Origin of the sequence: Salmonella sp. GDC200615 (genome assembly GCF_050574145.1) — a bacterium.
GTDB classification, from domain to species: domain Bacteria; phylum Pseudomonadota; class Gammaproteobacteria; order Enterobacterales; family Enterobacteriaceae; genus Salmonella; species Salmonella enterica.
Map to the genome: position 1 here is coordinate 2934402 of NZ_CP192247.1, position 17699 is coordinate 2952100.

Below are 17699 nucleotides of genomic sequence, written 5' to 3' on the forward strand. Positions count from 1 at the left end.
AGCGCCATCCGGCTTACAGGTTTACTCAAAAGGCGGCGGAGCCAGCACTTCACGATTACCGTTATGCCCCTGAGCGCTGACAATACCCTGCGCTTCCATCTGTTCGATAATACGCGCCGCACGGTTATAGCCGATGCGGAACTGACGCTGAACGCCGGAAATGGACGCTTTACGCTTCTGGGTGACGAAATTAACGGCCTGATCGAATAGCGCATCTAATTCTTCGCCGCCGTCAAAACCGCCACCGCCACCTTCGCTTTCGCTGTCGGAGGTAATGCCATCCACATATTGCGGACGACCGCGCGCTTTCCAGTCCTGCACCACCGCATGGACTTCCTGGTCACGCACAAACGCCCCATGGACACGTACCGGCATGGTGGAGTTTGGTCCGGAATAGAGCATGTCCCCCATTCCCAATAACGACTCAGCGCCACCCTGATCAAGAATGGTGCGGGAGTCGATCTTGCTGGATACGGTAAAAGCGATACGGGTTGGAATGTTGGCTTTAATTAAACCAGTAATCACATCGACCGACGGACGCTGCGTCGCCAGTACCAGGTGAATCCCCGCGGCGCGCGCTTTCTGCGCCAGACGCGCGATCAACTCTTCAACTTTTTTACCGACGGTCATCATCAGGTCGGCAAATTCATCAACCAGTACCACGATATACGGCAGTTTTTCCAGAACCGGATGCTGAACATCCATACTGTCGCCCGGCTTCCAGTACGGGTCCGGAATCGGGCGTCCCATGCGGGCCGCTTCGGCGATTTTCTCGTTATAACCAGCCAGATTACGCACGCCGAGCGCGGACATCAGCTTATAGCGACGCTCCATCTCATTGACGCTCCAGCGTAACGCGTTAGCCGCGTCTTTCATGTCGGTAACAACTTCTGTCAGTAGATGCGGTATACCTTCATAGACCGAGAGTTCTAACATTTTCGGGTCGATCATGATAAAGCGAACGTCTTCCGGCTGCGCTTTATACAGCATACTGAGGATCATGGCGTTAACCCCGACCGACTTACCGGAACCGGTCGTACCGGCCACCAGCAGGTGAGGCATTTTCGCCAGATCCGCCACTACCGGATCGCCCGCGATATCCTTACCTAACACCACGGTAAGCGGCGACGGATTCTCGCGGAATTTGGCGTTATCCAACACTTCGCGCAGATAAACGGTTTGCCGTTTCTTGTTCGGCAATTCCAACCCTACGTAAGGTTTGCCTGGAATGACTTCCACAACGCGTACGGCTACCGTTGACAATGAGCGCGCCAGATCCCGGGAAAGGTTGGAGATACGCGCCGCTTTAACGCCCGGGGCCAGATTCAGTTCAAAGCGAGTAATGACCGGGCCTGGCGAATAGTTCACCACATCAGCTTTAATGCGGAAATCCGCCAGACGCGCTTCAACCAGACGCGCCATTTGTTCCAGCGCAAAGGTATCTACCGGTTCAACTTCGCTCGGCGGCGGCGTCAGAAGATCTAACGAAGGCAGCGGAGTCGTCGGACGCTGTAATGGACGACTGTCGCCGTTACGCATCAACAGCGGGTGGATCAAGCTGTCTTGCGGCGCTGTCGGCTGTTGCGGCTGCTGATACTGTGGCTGCGGCGCTACCGGCTGCTGCGGCTGCTGATACTGCGGCTGCGGCGCTACCGGCTGCTGCGGCTGCTGATACTGCGGCTGCGGCGCTACCGGCTGTTGCGGCTGCTGATACTGCGGCTGAGGCGCTACCGGCTGCTGCGGCTGCTGATACTGCGGTTGCGGCGCTACCGGCTGTTGCGGCTGCTGGTACTGTGGCTGAGGCTGCGGCGCTACCGGTTGCTGCGGCTGCTGATACTGCGGCTGAGGCTGCGGCGCTACCGGTTGCTGCGGCTGCTGATACTGCGGCTGCGGCGCTACAGGTTGCTGAACAGGCGTTGACTCGGGCATGACACCCGGCGTGAACAGCGGTTCGTGCGGACCTTCATCAACCAATACTTTCATTGGCGAGAAATCCAGATCGTCCAGTGAGAACGGCTGCGCGCCAGCGGGTTGCTCGCCGGAATAGCGCTGCTGTTGCGAAGCGGCAAACTGGCGGGCTAATTCAGCTTCCGCAGCGGTATCGTCATCTTCTGCCTGTTGAGTATCATGCTGATACGTTTCACCATAACGATGCTGCTGCGACTGCGCAAACTGACGGGCTAACTCGTCCTGATGCATTGCATCTATTTCTTCATCGGTTAGCTGCGCGCCCGTCTCGTACTGATTGCGCTCCGCCTCGCGGGCTTTTTCTTCTGCAATCCTCTGTGACGGCAGCTTAATACCGTACGATGCCAGTTCCCGTCGGGTCGGCACGCGAACGCGGTTCGGACGCGGCAGTTGCGGACCAATCCCCTCTTTCACCTGCGGACGCGGCGCGCCGCCGGTAGCCAGACTAAATGCAGGCGCAGCGGCCGCGGCGCCTGCTGCCAGGGCGCCACTCTTAATACCTGCGTCAAGCGACGCGGCGGCGGCTACCGCTTCCACTGGCGGTATGGACGGCGCGACAGATACCGTAGGTTTGACCGGCACGTTCTCTTTTACCGGCTCCGGAATCGGTTGATACCATGCCGCCAGTTGTTCGCGCTCACGGGCGCGTTTCTCTTCCACCTCTTCAAAATAGTAAAGCGGAGGACGGGCGGGTCTGGTCTCTTCTGTGTCAGGTTCAGGCTCGGTGGCAACCGGCTGTTCGATAACCGGCGGCGGCATGTGGGAAGGTTCAGCCGCTATCGGCTCCGGCTGATAAACCGGCTCCGGCTGATGGGTCGGCTCCGGCTGCCAGTGTTGTTCGGCATCCGGCGCCTGCCATTGCGGCTGTGTTTCCTGCGGCGCAAGAGAGTCATATTCTGCTGCGGTCGCTGGCGTCGCGGCGTATTGCGGCGCGGAAGCGACAGGCACAGGTTGCTGCCACGGCGCACTTTGCGCCTCTTGCGGTTGAGCATATTGCGGATGCGGCTGATACCCCTCCGGCGCAGGCGCGATAACCGGTTCGCCGGTTTGCGGCCCCGGTACGGGCTGCCACTCCACGGTCGGTTGCGCGACAACCGGCTCAGCCCCAGGCATGGGCGGCGTTTGCATTATGGGATCGGCGGACGCTGCCCACGTCTGGGTGACGGCAGTTGCAGCCGCAGCGGCGGCGACCGGTTCGGTGACAGAATGGCCGTTTAACAGCGGATCATATTCATCATATTCCGGCTGCGTCGCACGGTTGCCCGAAAACAGAACGTCGTCGGGATCGGCAGCGACGCCGCGCGCGCTATACTGAATGTCCTCGTCATCATCCATCCGTTTGCCGGAAAAGAGCGCGGCATCGGTCTGACGGCCCCGTGGATTGCTGAATTTTTCAGCCAGTCGCTTACGACGCGCCAACGCGCCGCGCAAAATACGCGCCCGGCGAGATTCACGCTGCACGCCGTCGGTTTCTTCATCGTATTCGTCATCATACTCTTCGTCGTCAACCCACGTATCATCACGCCGGGTACGGTTGCTGGCGAAGGTCAGTATATTAAGCAGCCAGCCGCCTAATTTTTCGGCGATACTGACCCAGGACCAGCCGGTAAAGAGCGTCAGCCCGGCAGCCCAAATACAGAGAAGCATTATCGTTCCGCCGCTACTATGCAACAACGGCTGCAGCGTGGTGCTTAACAGGCTGCCAATTACGCCGCCAGAGGCGAAATACCAGATATCGTCGGCATTAATGGCCGCCAGACCGCAGGAAGTGAGAATCAGCGCCAGCACGCCGATAAGGCGTAGCGACACAGCAAAATAGTCGATGTAATCATCCGTAGACTGATGACGCCACGCAAACCAACACCCGCCGACAATAATGACAGGGATGGTGTAGGCCATTACGCCAAAAATAAAGAACAGTGTATCGGCCAGCCACGCGCCCGGCGCGCCGCCTAAATTATGGATGGGTTCATGCCAGGCGGTTTGCGACCAACTGGGGTCCGAAGGGTTAAAGCTCAACAAGGCCGCCATCAACCAGACGGCAAAAAGGGCAATAAGTATCAACAACGCTTCCAGAAGTCGGCGCCCGCTGCTTAACTTCGTCAATGTGACGTCTTTGTCTTCAGTATATTCCTGGCTCAAAAAAGGCTCTCCAGGTTCCAGGCTTTTCCCGCCCGATGCTAAAACGGACAACAGCACCGGGTTACCCCGGCACTGTTGCTGTATGGATTAATAGGAGTGTAATCAAACTACAGCGATTTTGCACCTGTTCCGTGTTAGCGTGTCTTAATAACCAGACGATTACTCTGTTTTACCTCTTCCATCACTACGTAAGTTCGGGTGTCGTTCACACCTGGCAAGCGCAGCAACGTCTCTCCCAATAGTTTTCGATACGCTGACATATCCGGTACACGGGTTTTCAACAGGTAGTCGAAATCGCCGGAAACCAAATGACACTCCTGAATCTCTTCAAGCTTTTGCACGGCGGCATTAAACTGTTCAAACACATCCGGCGCGCCGCGATTTAAGGTAATCTCAACGAATACCAGAAGTGACGCATCCAGATAATGCGGGTTCAACAGCGCCGTATAGCCCTGGATAAACCCCTGTCGCTCCAGCCGACGCACACGCTCAAGGCAAGGTGTCGGCGAAAGTCCTACTCGTTTAGAAAGCTCGACGTTGGAAATACGCCCATCCTTTTGCAGTTCATTAAGAATGTTACGATCGATACGGTCGAGATCTTTGCCAGGGCGCTTCTTGCTATCTACCATTATTATTGTCTCTCTGTATTCCTTCCCTACTCCTGCCTGACTCTACTCACATCACTGTTCAGAGTCGCTGCCCATCACGATAGACCGAAACCCAGAGGGATTAACGGCGCGCAATGCCTGGTCTATGGTGAGAAGACCGTTGCCTCGCGGCAGCTATCGACATCACGAATGGCGTCTGTCCACGCCATGCGTAGATTTCACTAGCCCGGTAAACATGGTATTTACATGCATGATTATGCAGCACATACATAACACAGTTTTTTCTTCCTCGAATGTTTTCGCAAAACAGCAGGTGATTGTCAAAGCAAAACATCGATTTTTAGTACAACATGCCAGTTATTCATTAGAGAGGGCGGTAAACTGTCATTTCGTCACCTTATAAGTTACCGATTTTAATTAAAGTTTGTGATGATAACGTCGCTGTCGCGGCCGTTCATCGGTTCATGCTATTACACATATTGTTAACAAAATCGTTATGCTCTTTTTTTACGTCTGTAAATTCCCTACAATTCTGCTCATTGTCTGCCAACAACTATGGGGATCTCATGGGCACGACCAAACACAGTAAGCTGCTTATTCTGGGCTCAGGACCGGCGGGATATACCGCGGCGGTGTATGCCGCGCGCGCAAATTTACAGCCGGTACTTATTACCGGTATGGAAAAAGGCGGTCAACTGACTACCACGACGGAAGTGGAAAACTGGCCCGGCGATCCAAACGATTTGACCGGCCCGCTGCTGATGGAACGCATGCATGAACATGCGGCAAAATTTGAAACCGAGATAATTTTTGATCACATCAACAACGTGGATCTGCAAAATCGTCCGTTCCGTCTGACAGGTGACAGCGCAGAGTACACTTGTGATGCGTTGATCATTGCGACCGGCGCTTCCGCGCGCTATCTGGGGCTGCCATCGGAAGAAGCCTTTAAAGGGCGCGGCGTTTCCGCCTGCGCAACCTGCGACGGTTTCTTCTACCGCAATCAGAAAGTAGCGGTGATCGGCGGCGGCAACACCGCGGTTGAAGAAGCGCTTTATCTGTCCAACATCGCTTCGGAAGTGCACCTTATCCATCGCCGTGACGGTTTCCGCGCTGAAAAAATCCTCATTAAGCGCCTGATGGATAAAGTCGAAAATGGCAATATCATTCTGCACACCAACCGGACGCTGGAAGAAGTGACCGGCGATCAGATGGGCGTCACCGGTCTGCGTCTTCGCGACACGCAGCAGAGCGATAATATCGAGACGCTGGACATCGCCGGACTTTTCGTAGCCATCGGTCATAGCCCAAACACGGCGCTCTTCGAAGGCCAGCTTGAGCTGGAAAATGGTTATATCAAAGTTCAGTCCGGCACCCATGGCAACGCCACACAAACCAGCATCCCTGGCGTATTCGCGGCGGGTGACGTCATGGATCATATTTACCGTCAGGCGATCACCTCTGCAGGTACGGGCTGTATGGCGGCGCTGGATGCTGAACGCTATCTCGATGGTCTGGCCGACGCGAGCAAATAGTTTTTACAAATCAGTAACAAAAGTAAAAAAGGCGACTATAAGTCGCCTTTATTTTTGCGTCGTTGTAACATTGCCCTGCCTGAAATTCCAATAACTCACCTGCTAAGCGTGCAATGAATAAAACCCGTCAAAAAGAGCTGACCCGCTGGTTAAAACAGCAAAGCGTAATCTCCCAACGGTGGTTGAATATTTCCCGCCTGTTGGGGTTCATGAGTGGCGTATTAATTGTCGCTCAGGCCTGGATCATGGCGCGTATCCTGCAACATATGATCATGGAGAACATTCCACGGGAAGCGCTGTTGCTCCCTTTTATCCTGCTGATACTGGTCTTTGTCCTCCGCGCCTGGGTGGTGTGGTTGCGCGAGCGCGTCGGTTTTCATGCCGGACAACATATTCGCTTTGAGATCCGCCGTCAGGTGTTGGATCGTCTGCAGCAAGCCGGCCCAGCCAGGATTCAGGGCAAGCCAGCCGGTAGCTGGGCGACGCTGGTGTTGGAGCAGATTGACGATATGCATGACTATTATGCGCGCTATCTGCCGCAAATGGCGCTTGCCGTTTGCGTACCGCTCTTAATCGTGGCGGCGATTTTCCCGTCAAACTGGGCGGCAGCGCTGATTCTGCTGGGCACCGCCCCGCTAATTCCCCTATTTATGGCGATGGTGGGGATGGGCGCGGCTGACGCCAACCGCCGCAATTTCCTGGCGCTTGCCCGGCTAAGCGGCCATTTTCTTGACCGTCTGCGCGGGATGGAAACGCTGCGAATTTTCGGTCGTGGAGAAGCGGAAACCGAGAGCATTCGCGCAGCATCGCAGGATTTTCGTCAGCGCACGATGGAAGTACTGCGCCTCGCCTTTTTATCTTCCGGCGTGCTGGAATTTTTCACCTCGCTTTCTATTGCGCTGGTCGCCGTTTATTTTGGCTTCTCTTACCTGGGCGAGCTGAACTTTGGTCATTACGGTACCGGCGTGACGCTCGCCGCCGGGTTCCTCGCCTTGATCCTCGCGCCGGAGTTTTTCCAGCCATTACGCGACCTCGGCACGTTTTATCATGCTAAGGCGCAGGCGGTTGGCGCGGCGGATAGTCTGAAGACGTTTCTGGAAACACCCCTCGCCCACCCGGCGCGCGGCGAAGTTGAGCTGGCGGAAAACGAACCTGTAACCATTGACGCAGTCAATCTTATTATCACCTCGCCAGAAGGCAAAACGCTTGCCGGGCCGCTGAATTTCTCATTAGCGGCAGGAGAACGCGCCGTCCTGGTAGGACGCAGCGGTTCCGGTAAAAGCTCTCTGTTGAATGTATTATCCGGTTTTCTCTCCTATCAGGGATCTTTGCGTATTAACGGTGTCGAGCTTCGCGATCTCTCGCCGGAATCCTGGCGCCAGCATCTCTCCTGGGTTGGGCAAAACCCGCAATTACCTGCGGCGACGCTACGCGAAAATGTATTACTGGCGCGCCCGGACGCCAGCGAGCAGGAACTTTATGCCGCGCTTGACGCCGCATGGGTAAGCGAGTTTTTACCGCTGCTGCCGCAGGGAGTAGACACCCCGCTCGGCAATCATGCCAGCAGACTTTCCGTCGGCCAGGCACAGCGTGTAGCGGTCGCCCGTGCGCTACTTAATCCCTGTCAACTGCTACTGCTGGATGAACCGGCGGCAAGCCTGGACGCTCACAGCGAGCAACGCGTCATGCAGGCGTTAAAAGCGGCGTCAAAACGCCAGACCACATTAATGGTGACGCATCAGTTGGAAGATCTCGCCGACTGGGACGCTATCTGGGTTATGCAAGATGGCGCGATTGTCGAACAAGGCAGTTATGCCGAACTCAGCGCCGCCAACGGCGCTTTTGCGACGTTATTGGCTCATCGTCAGGAGGATATTTAAATGCGCGCGCTACTCCCTTATCTGACGCTTTATAAACGCCATAAATGGATGCTAACGCTGGGAATTGCGCTGGCAATCCTGACCCTGCTTGCCAGTATCGGGCTGCTGACGCTTTCCGGCTGGTTCCTGTCCGCGTCCGCTATCGCAGGCTTCGCGGGAATTTACAGTTTTAACTATATGCTCCCGGCAGCCGGCGTGCGCGGCGCGGCCATTACCCGTACCGCTGGTCGTTATTTTGAACGTCTGGTAAGTCATGACGCCACGTTCCGCGTGCTGCAACATCTGCGTATTTATACCTTTAGCAAACTTTTACCGCTCTCCCCCGCGGGTCTGGCGCGATATCAGCAAGGTGAACTGCTGAACCGCATCGTTGCCGACGTTGACACGCTGGATCATCTCTATTTGCGCGTCATCTCCCCGCTGGTCGGCGCTTTTGTAGTGATTATGATTGTCACCCTGGGGCTTAGCGTTCTCGACGTGACGCTGGCGATCACGCTGGGCGGCATTATGCTGTTGACGCTGTTTATTATGCCGCCGGTGTTTTATCGCGCCGGCAAAAATACCGGCCAAAATCTGACGCATCTACGCGGTCAGTATCGCCAGCAGCTCACGTCATGGTTACAGGGCCAGGCGGAACTCACCATTTTTGGCGCCAGCAAACGCTATCGGGCGCAAATGGAAGCCACCGAATTACAATGGCATGAGGCCCAACGCCGACAGTCTGAACTCACCGCCTTATCGCAGGCGTTAATGCTGCTGATTGGTGCGCTGGCGGTGATGTTAATGTTGTGGATGGCCTCCGGCGGCGTTGGCGGCAATACGCAGCCCGGCGCGCTCATCGCGCTGTTTGTCTTCTGCGCGCTGGCGGCTTTCGAGGCGCTTGCGCCCGTTACCGGCGCATTCCAGCATCTGGGGCAGGTTATCGCCTCTGCGCTTCGTATCACTGAATTAACGGAGCAAAAACCGGAGGTGACCTTTCCGCAATCAGAAACTCCCGCGCCGGAAAAGGTCACACTCACCCTGCGGGACGTTTCGTTTCGTTATCCCGGCCAGCCGATTAATGCGCTCAATGCCCTCTCATTACAGGCTAATCCTGGCGAGCATGTCGCTATTCTGGGGCGTACCGGCTGCGGAAAATCAACGCTGTTGCAGCTACTCACCCGCGCCTGGGACCCGCAACAAGGCGAAATTCTGCTCAACGATCTTCCGCTATCCTCGTTGAGCGAATCCGCCTTACGCCGGACTATCAGCGTGGTGCCGCAGCGTGTCCACCTGTTCAGCGCCACGCTGCGTGATAATTTATTACTGGCGGCGCCCAATGCCAGCGACGAAGCCCTTTCCGATATGCTGCGTCACGTCGGCCTCGAAAATCTGCTCGAAGATAGTGGGCTTAATAGCTGGCTCGGCGAAGGCGGTCGTCTGCTATCCGGCGGCGAACTTCGTCGTCTGGCCATCGCCCGCGCGCTGTTGCATGATGCTCCGTTAATGCTGTTGGATGAGCCCACTGAGGGGCTGGATGCGACCACCGAGAGCGAAATGCTGGAATTACTTGCCGATGTGATGCGCGAGAAAACCGTCCTGATGGTGACGCACCGTTTGCGCGGCCTGGCCCGTTTTGATCAAATCATCGTAATGGACGACGGGCGCATCATTGAGCGAGGCACTCATGCAGAATTGTTAGCCGGACAAGGGCGCTATTATCAGTTTAAACAACGTCTGTAAGCTATTATTGAACGATCCGACTTGCGTACTGGAGTTTCGCCGTCATGCGTCTGGTTCAGCTTTCCCGACATTCTATCGCCTTCCCTTCGCCGGAAGGCGCTTTACGCGAGCCTAACGGTTTACTGGCGCTGGGCGGCGATCTCAGCCCTGCCCGGTTGTTAATGGCCTACCAGCACGGGATTTTCCCGTGGTTTTCGCCGGGCGACCCGATTCTGTGGTGGTCGCCCGATCCGCGCGCCGTGCTGTGGCCTGAAAAGTTTCACCTCAGTCGCAGCATGAAGCGCTTTCACAACGCATCCCCTTACCGCGTGACGCTCAATTACGCTTTCGATCGGGTCATTGATGGATGCGCCAATCACCGTGACGAAGGCACCTGGATAACGCGTGGTATTGAGGAAGCCTATCGCCGATTACATGAATTGGGCCACGCGCACTCCATTGAAGTGTGGCGCGATCGGGAACTGGTCGGCGGGATGTATGGCGTCTCGCAGGGGGCGCTGTTTTGCGGCGAATCGATGTTTAGCCGCCAGGAGAATGCCTCTAAAACCGCACTGCTGGTTTTTTGCGCTGAATTTATCCGTCACGGCGGTAAACTTATTGATTGTCAGGTACTTAATAGTCATACCGCCTCGCTCGGTGCCATTGAAATTCCACGTCGTGACTACCTCGATCACCTCGCGGCCTTACGCCAACAGCCGCTGGCCTCCCGTTTTTGGGTGCCGCGGACATTATTTTTGCCCCGGAAGTGAATGTTTTCGGCACATTTTTTATTGGGGTGTTATAATTGCTGCCGCAGAATTGGTTTAGCTCATTATCCCGCAGCCCGTTGTCAGGTAACGCCCATCGTTTATTTCACCGCTCCCTTATATGTTGCGCTTATGTCGATTCATCAGGCGGTAGTATCAGGGAAAAGGTGTATAACGCGGCGTTGTCGTGTGTCGCGGAATCATGTGCTAAACTTTGTTTGCTGTGTTTTAAACGCACAAATCTTTACTTATCAAAAGAAGTTCGGCATTATCTTGCCGGTTCAAATTATGGTAGTGATACCCCAGAGGATTAGATGGCCAAAGAAGACAATATTGAAATGCAAGGTACCGTTCTCGAAACGTTACCTAATACCATGTTCCGCGTAGAGTTAGAAAACGGTCACGTGGTTACTGCACACATCTCCGGTAAAATGCGTAAGAACTACATCCGCATCCTGACGGGCGACAAAGTGACCGTTGAGCTGACCCCGTACGACCTGAGCAAAGGCCGCATTGTCTTCCGTAGTCGCTAATTGTCTCCTCACGCCCTGAAGGGCGGCTGGATAAAAGGTCGGTTTAACCGGCTTTTTTGCGTCCATTAAGTCGATGAATGACGAGCAGGTTACTCTTCCACCATCCGCGCATACTCTTCCGTCAAAAAATCGACCAACGCACGTACGGAAGGTAATAGCCCTCGCCGGGATGGGAACACAGCATGAATAACCTCCCGCCGGGGCTCCCACTCTTCCAGCACCGCAACCAGTTCACCGGCGGCCAGTTGTTCTTTCACCATTAAGACAGATAGCTGCACAAGCCCCACGCCCGCCATCGCCGCCTCGCGTAGCGCCAACATGTCGGTGGTAATCATACGCGGGGTAAAATGGACTTCCGCACGTGCGCCCTGCGGGCCATAAAGTTCCCAGCGGTGAATATGCTTGCCGGATGCAAGACTTAGCCCTGGCCAATGGCTCAACTCCGCCGGCGCGGAAGGGATTCCCATCCGTGCGATAAGATCCGGGCTGGCAAACAGGCGATGCCCTCTGTCAGCCAGGACGTGCATCACCAGGTCGCTATCTTCAAACGGGCGCGGCCTGACGCGAATCGCCACATCCACCCCCTCCCCTACGACGTCCACCCGACGATTGGTCGCTTCAAGCTGTAGCGAAACATCAGGATAACGCGCCATAAACTTCGCCAGCATTGGGCCGATGTGTACATGCAGCAGCGTCACCGGGCAGGTCAGCTTCACGATACCGCGAGGCTCTACCTGCAATGCGGCAATGGCATCCTGCGCCGCCTGAGCTTCCACCAGCATCGCTTTACAGTGCTCATAGAATGTTTGTCCCACTTCGGTAACGTTAAACTGCCGGGTGGTTCGCTGAATCAATCGCACGCCCAGCCGTTCCTCCAGTTGCGCAATACGCCGGCTCAGTTTTGATTTTGGTTCATCAAGCGCACGCCCCGCCGCGGCAAACCCACCCTCTTCGACCACATGCACAAACCACGCAAAATCATTGAGATCCGTTTTTATCATTACATTGTCCTATTAATGGAACGGTATGAGCCATTTTAGCCACTACCGAAGCTTTTGTCATGAATATAAGCTTATTCACATCAAGACAACGCCACTGAGGAGAACACCATGAAACAGATTACAGGCGTCTATACCGCACCTCGCCCGCACTGGGTTGGCGATGGATTTCCGGTTCGTTCACTCTTTTCTTATCAGTCACATGCGCAGCAGTTGAGTCCCTTCCTGCTGCTGGATTATGCCGGGCCGCACACATTTACGCCGGGTAATGAAAAACGCGGCGCTGGGGAGCATCCACACCGCGGTTTCGAGACCGTGACGATTGTTTATAGTGGCGAAGTCGAGCATCGGGACTCTACCGGTCGCGGCGGCGTTATCGGCCCGGGCGACGTTCAGTGGATGACCGCAGGCGCAGGCATTTTGCATGAAGAGTTCCATTCCGACGCGTTTACCCGTCGGGGCGGCGAACTGGAAATGGTGCAGTTGTGGGTTAACCTTCCAATGAAGGACAAAATGACCACCCCGGGTTATCAAAGCATTACCCACGATGTTATCCCGACCGTTACGTTACCGGATGACGCCGGAGTCGTGCGGGTCATTGCAGGGCGTTATGAAGAGACAAAAGGCCCGGCGCACACTTTCTCGCCGCTCAATGTCTGGGATATGCGCCTGCAACGCAATCGCCAGCTTACATTGGCACAGCCGGAAGGATGGAGCACCGCGCTGGTGGTACTGAAAGGCAATATCACGGTGAACGGCACGACGCCGGTCAACGAAGCGCAACTGGTGGTATTGAGCCAGCAAGGGAAAACGCTGCACCTTGAGGCCAGCAGCGACGCCAGCGTATTGCTGTTATCAGGCGAGCCGCTGAATGAACCGATTGTGGGTTACGGCCCATTTGTTATGAACACGAAACAAGAGATCGCAGAAGCAGTCCGCGATTTCAACTCCGGCCGTTTTGGCCAAATCTGAAAACATGAAGGAGAACACGATGTCAAGTCCTGCTAATTTTAATGGTTTGCGCCCGGTAATTGATGTTAACGATTCCGTGATGCTTTTAATCGATCATCAAAGCGGTCTTTTCCAGACCGTAGGCGATATGCCAATGCCGGAATTACGCGCTCGCGCCGCGGCGTTGGCGAAGATGGCGACGTTAGCGAAAATGCCGGTCATTACCACGGCATCCGTACCGCAAGGTCCGAACGGCCCGCTGATCCCGGAGATCCACGCTAATGCGCCACATGCGCAGTACATTGCGCGTAAAGGTGAAATTAACGCCTGGGATAACGAAGATTTCGTTAAGGCGGTAAAAGCGACGGGTCGTAAGACGCTGATCATTGCCGGGACGATTACCAGCGTGTGCATGGCATTCCCGGCCATTAGCGCGGTAGCGGAAGGTTATAAGGTATTTGCCGTGATCGACGCATCCGGTACCTACAGTAAGATGGCGCAGGAGATCACCCTGGCGCGTATCGTACAGGCTGGCGTCGTACCGATGGATACTGCCGCAGTCGCCTCTGAGCTGCAAGGCACCTGGAACCGTGAAGACGCCGCCGCGTGGGCCGACGTTTATACTCAGGTATTCCCGGCCTATCAACTGCTGATAGAAAGCTACAGCAAAGCGCAGGATGTGGTGAAAAACAACGAAATGTTGGATTCACAGCGCTAATTTGCCTCCCCGCGCCAGTTTGGGCGGGGATTATGTCTATTGCATGAGCAAACGACAGTGAATATGTAAATTCTGCTTGACCGTTTTAGCGCAACTCCCTATAGTAGCGCCCCGTTGCCCCCCAAGCGGTCAGGCAGCAATACAATATGGTGAGGTGTCCGAGTGGCTGAAGGAGCACGCCTGGAAAGTGTGTATACGGCAACGTATCGGGGGTTCGAATCCCCCCCTCACCGCCATATTCAAGTTGAGAGCCTGTACAGAAGTACGGGCTTTTTGCTTATATATATCCCCCAAACTAAGGGGGGATGAGAACCACCGACCGGGGTTCGACACAAAAACGCCGGGAGCGTTTTTGAACAGAGCTTGCTCTGGCCCCGAAGGGGCGAGGCCCAGGGATGGGCTGAGTAGCGGCGCAGCCAGTTGGACAGACGACGAGCCTGCGAGGAGACTGCCCGAAGGGGCGAGCAAAGCGAGTAAATCCCCCCCTCACCGCCATATTCAAGAAAGAGCTCGTACGAAAGTACGGGCTTTTGTATCTAAACTTCTTGTTTTTACTGTGATTTTCCTGATGAAAGGTTTGTTTTTGGACCTTTGGTTGCTACACCAAACTTACTATAGATTGTGTAAAACAGCCCTACTTCCCTACCTGAAACGCTTTAGAAAAGTTTGCATAAGTATCTCTCGGTAGTAAAAAAGCACCGAGTTCCTCTGTCTGATGCTGCTGTTGATTTGTTAAAAGATTTACCACGATTAAAAGATAACAATCATGTATTCCCTGCCCCTCGCGCTGAAACACTTTCTGATATGTCGTTATTGGCTGTATTGAAACGAATGGGATATATCGACTTAACGCAACATGGCTTCCGTTCTACTTTCCGTGAGTGGGCTGGTGAAGCAACGGATTATCAACGTGAGGTTATTGAACATGCGTTGGCGCACCAGTTGGCAGATAAGGCTGAAGCAGCGTATCAGCGTGGGACGTTATGGCCTAAACGGGTGGCGTTGATGGATGATTGGACGGGGTATAGCACTGCCAACAGCTAAGCTACCTATACGAAAGCATTATCGTTGATAACAACGTAGAAAGTGTGATGCTAATAGCATTCGCTTTCGAAAATGTGATAAGTAATAATTTCATACTAAACTATTTCTTATATGATTATTATCATAATTTGCAAATTACATAACCCACTCGAGGAGAGGTTATGCCCGGACTGATAGGCTACTGGAAGCAACTTCCCACCAAAGATGAATATATTAAAAAACACAATATGAGCAAAATATCCTGCTACAGTTGTGGTCACGAGAAATTCAGCGATGTTGGTTTGATACAGGTATGGGATAATCACAGAAGAATTCTTTGTGCTAAGTGTAAGACTACTCTTTTCAGAGAAGAGGATTAGTTTTTTTGGCATTGGTAACAGCGGCTTCAGCATCCCTTTTCACGCAGCGGGTCGGGCTTTTTTTTCGCATTTGACCCGTCGATTACCGGATGATGACGCAATTTACAAGCGCCTTGTCCGCCTACCGCGAGCACAACGCCATCAGGCTAACTATTAGCCGGCGTAAAAAAACCGGGCGCTAAGGCCCGGTTTGTACGGCAGTGAAACGAAGATTAATGCGCGGCTTCCGGCTTGTGCTTTTGCGCACTCTGGAAGCCATACGTCAACGCATTTTTCTCTTTATCCAGCGCGACGGTGACCTGTCCGCCATCAACCAGCGATCCAAACAGCAACTCATTGGCCAGCGGTTTTTTCAGGTTATCCTGAATCACACGCGCCATCGGTCGTGCGCCCATCGCCCGGTCATAGCCCTTTTCCGCCAGCCAGTCGCGCGCTTCCTGACTGACTTCCAGAGAGACGCCTTTCTGATCCAACTGAGCCTGCAACTCGACGATAAACTTATCGACAACCTGATGAATCACCTCGCCAGACAGATGATCGAACCAAATAATGTTGTCGAGACGGTTACGGAACTCCGGCGTAAACACTTTCTTGATCTCGCCCATCGCATCGGTACTGTTGTCCTGATGAATAAGACCAATAGATTTACGTTCGGTTTCTCGCACGCCGGCGTTGGTGGTCATCACCAGCACCACGTTGCGGAAATCCGCCTTACGGCCATTGCTATCGGTCAGCGTACCGTTATCCATCACCTGCAGCAGCAGGTTAAAGACATCCGGGTGCGCTTTTTCGATCTCATCCAGCAACAGCACCGCATGAGGATGCTTAATCACCGCATCCGTCAGCAGCCCGCCCTGGTCGAAACCGACGTATCCCGGAGGCGCGCCGATCAAACGGCTCACCGTATGACGCTCCATATATTCGGACATATCGAAGCGCAACAGCTCAATACCCAGCGCTTTTGAAAGCTGTACCGTAACTTCAGTTTTCCCTACGCCAGTTGGCCCGGCGAACAAGAATGAGCCGACAGGTTTATGCTCATGGCCCAGACCGGCACGACTCATCTTAATAGCTTCGGTCAGCGCCTCAATCGCGTTATCCTGGCCGAAGACCAGCATTTTCAGACGATCGCCCAGGTTCTTCAGCGTATCGCGATCGCTCTGCGAGACGCTCTTTTCAGGAATTCGCGCAATTCGCGCCACTACGGACTCAATATCCGCCACGTTGACCGTTTTCTTACGTTTGCTCACCGGCATCAGACGCGCCCGAGCGCCCGCTTCGTCAATCACGTCAATGGCTTTATCCGGCAGATGGCGGTCATTGATATATTTTACCGCCAACTCGACCGCCGCACGCACCGCTTTCGCGGTATAACGCACGTCGTGGTGCGCTTCGTACTTAGGTTTCAAGCCGTTGATAATTTGCACCGTCTCTTCCACCGAAGGCTCGGTAATATCAATTTTCTGGAAACGGCGCGCTAATGCACGGTCTTTCTCAAAAATATTGCTGAATTCCTGATAGATCGTTGAGCCGATCACCTGGATCTTGCCGCTGGAAAGCAGCGGTTTAATCAGATTTGCCGCATCCACCTGTCCGCCCGACGCCGCGCCAGCGCCGATAATGGTATGGATTTCATCGATAAACAGGATGCTGTTGGTATCCTGCTCAAGCTGTTTCAGCAACGCCTTAAACCGTTTTTCAAAATCACCGCGGTATTTGGTGCCCGCCAGCAGCGAACCGATATCCAGAGAGTAAATGGTGCAATCGGCCATCACTTCCGGCACATCGCCCTGCACGATACGCCAGGCCAGCCCTTCGGCAATCGCCGTTTTGCCGACGCCGGATTCCCCTACCAGCAACGGGTTATTTTTACGGCGACGACACAAGACCTGGATCGCGCGTTCAAGTTCTTTTTCACGACCAATCAGCGGATCGATGCCGCCCACGCGAGCAAGTTGGTTAAGATTCGTCGTGAAGTTTTCCATACGTTCCTCCCCGCCAGCTTGTTCGTCGCCAGTTGGCTGATTGCCGAGATCGGAAGATTGGCTCGGTTCGTCTTTTCGCGTCCCGTGAGAAATAAAGTTCACGATATCCAGACGGCTCACTTCATGCTTGCGCAGCAGATAAGCCGCCTGTGATTCCTGTTCGCTAAAGATAGCCACCAGCACATTCGCGCCAGTCACTTCACTACGCCCGGAAGACTGAACATGGAAGACGGCACGCTGCAGGACACGCTGGAAACTTAACGTCGGCTGCGTATCACGCTCTTCTTCACTGGCAGGCAGTACGGGTGTGGTTTGTTCAATGAAGGCTTCGAGTTCCTGACGGAGCGCCACCAGATCCACGGAGCATGCTTCCAGCGCTTCGCGAGCCGATGGGTTGCTGAGCAGCGCCAGCAACAGATGCTCGACGGTCATAAACTCATGACGGTGCTCGCGCGCTCTGGCGAAAGCCATGTTTAAACTGAGTTCCAGTTCTTGATTGAGCATAGGCAC

12 protein-coding genes, 1 tRNA gene and 1 pseudogene are annotated in these 17699 nt (G+C 54.5%); 10 read left to right on the plus strand and 4 right to left on the minus strand.

The window, feature by feature from the left end:
- Positions 1 to 21: 21 nt before the first annotated feature.
- Entirely contained in the window at positions 22 to 4110 is a 4089-nt protein-coding gene (ftsK, locus tag ACQ29O_RS14200; RefSeq protein WP_223557470.1) for a DNA translocase FtsK, read from the minus strand.
- Between the two features lie 134 nt (positions 4111 to 4244).
- Positions 4245 to 4739: a leucine-responsive transcriptional regulator Lrp gene (gene lrp / locus ACQ29O_RS14205; protein ID WP_000228469.1), complete on the minus strand. Its 495-nt coding sequence runs from the start codon at positions 4737 to 4739 to the stop codon at positions 4245 to 4247.
- Positions 4740 to 5284: 545 nt separating this feature from the next.
- Here lrp and trxB point away from each other — a divergent pair.
- The 5 genes from trxB (at position 5285) to infA (ending at position 11134) form a co-directional block, all read left to right on the plus strand.
- Positions 5285 to 6253 (plus strand): thioredoxin-disulfide reductase, encoded by a 969-nt coding sequence (gene trxB, locus ACQ29O_RS14210; RefSeq protein WP_000537407.1) that lies wholly within the window; start codon positions 5285 to 5287, stop codon positions 6251 to 6253.
- A 113-nt stretch (positions 6254 to 6366) separates the two neighbouring features.
- Positions 6367 to 8133: a heme ABC transporter permease/ATP-binding protein CydD gene (cydD, locus tag ACQ29O_RS14215; RefSeq protein ID WP_020937051.1), complete on the plus strand. Its 1767-nt coding sequence runs from the start codon at positions 6367 to 6369 to the stop codon at positions 8131 to 8133.
- Complete coding sequence (gene cydC, locus ACQ29O_RS14220; protein WP_001202262.1) at positions 8134 to 9855, plus strand: heme ABC transporter ATP-binding protein/permease CydC; 1722 nt, start codon at positions 8134 to 8136, stop codon at positions 9853 to 9855.
- Between the two features lie 44 nt (positions 9856 to 9899).
- Positions 9900 to 10604, plus strand: coding sequence for a leucyl/phenylalanyl-tRNA--protein transferase (aat, locus tag ACQ29O_RS14225; protein ID WP_001241649.1), 705 nt, complete (start codon positions 9900 to 9902; stop codon positions 10602 to 10604).
- A gap of 311 nt (positions 10605 to 10915) precedes the next feature.
- On the plus strand, positions 10916 to 11134 hold the full coding sequence (gene infA, locus ACQ29O_RS14230) for a translation initiation factor IF-1 (RefSeq protein ID WP_001040187.1): 219 nt from the start codon (positions 10916 to 10918) through the stop codon (positions 11132 to 11134).
- A gap of 89 nt (positions 11135 to 11223) precedes the next feature.
- Here infA and ACQ29O_RS14235 read toward each other — a convergent pair whose 3' ends face one another.
- A complete protein-coding gene (locus tag ACQ29O_RS14235) occupies positions 11224 to 12135 on the minus strand; it encodes a LysR family transcriptional regulator (RefSeq protein ID WP_000597924.1) in 912 nt (303 codons plus the stop codon).
- A gap of 108 nt (positions 12136 to 12243) precedes the next feature.
- Here ACQ29O_RS14235 and ACQ29O_RS14240 point away from each other — a divergent pair, with 108 nt between their 5' ends.
- The 5 genes and pseudogenes from ACQ29O_RS14240 to ACQ29O_RS14260 all read left to right on the plus strand — a co-directional run bounded on the left by ACQ29O_RS14240 (position 12244) and on the right by ACQ29O_RS14260 (position 15204).
- The gene (locus ACQ29O_RS14240; protein ID WP_000809963.1) at positions 12244 to 13104 is read left to right on the plus strand and encodes a pirin family protein; all 861 of its coding nucleotides are present in this window, start codon (positions 12244 to 12246) and stop codon (positions 13102 to 13104) included.
- Between the two features lie 19 nt (positions 13105 to 13123).
- Complete coding sequence (locus ACQ29O_RS14245; protein WP_000097893.1) at positions 13124 to 13801, plus strand: hydrolase; 678 nt, start codon at positions 13124 to 13126, stop codon at positions 13799 to 13801.
- Positions 13802 to 13949: 148 nt separating this feature from the next.
- Positions 13950 to 14037 (plus strand) — tRNA-Ser (locus ACQ29O_RS14250).
- A gap of 454 nt (positions 14038 to 14491) precedes the next feature.
- Positions 14492 to 14845, plus strand: a pseudogene (locus tag ACQ29O_RS14255) (tyrosine-type recombinase/integrase); the annotation flags it as partial.
- 161 nt (positions 14846 to 15006) lie between these two features.
- Positions 15007 to 15204, plus strand: a complete 198-nt coding sequence (locus ACQ29O_RS14260; protein WP_001117984.1) for a hypothetical protein — start codon at positions 15007 to 15009, stop codon at positions 15202 to 15204.
- A gap of 212 nt (positions 15205 to 15416) precedes the next feature.
- Here the strand turns inward: ACQ29O_RS14260 and clpA are convergent, their stop codons facing one another.
- Positions 15417 to 17693 (minus strand): ATP-dependent Clp protease ATP-binding subunit ClpA, encoded by a 2277-nt coding sequence (clpA, locus tag ACQ29O_RS14265; RefSeq protein ID WP_000934060.1) that lies wholly within the window; start codon positions 17691 to 17693, stop codon positions 15417 to 15419.
- Between the last annotated feature and the right edge of the window lie 6 nt (positions 17694 to 17699).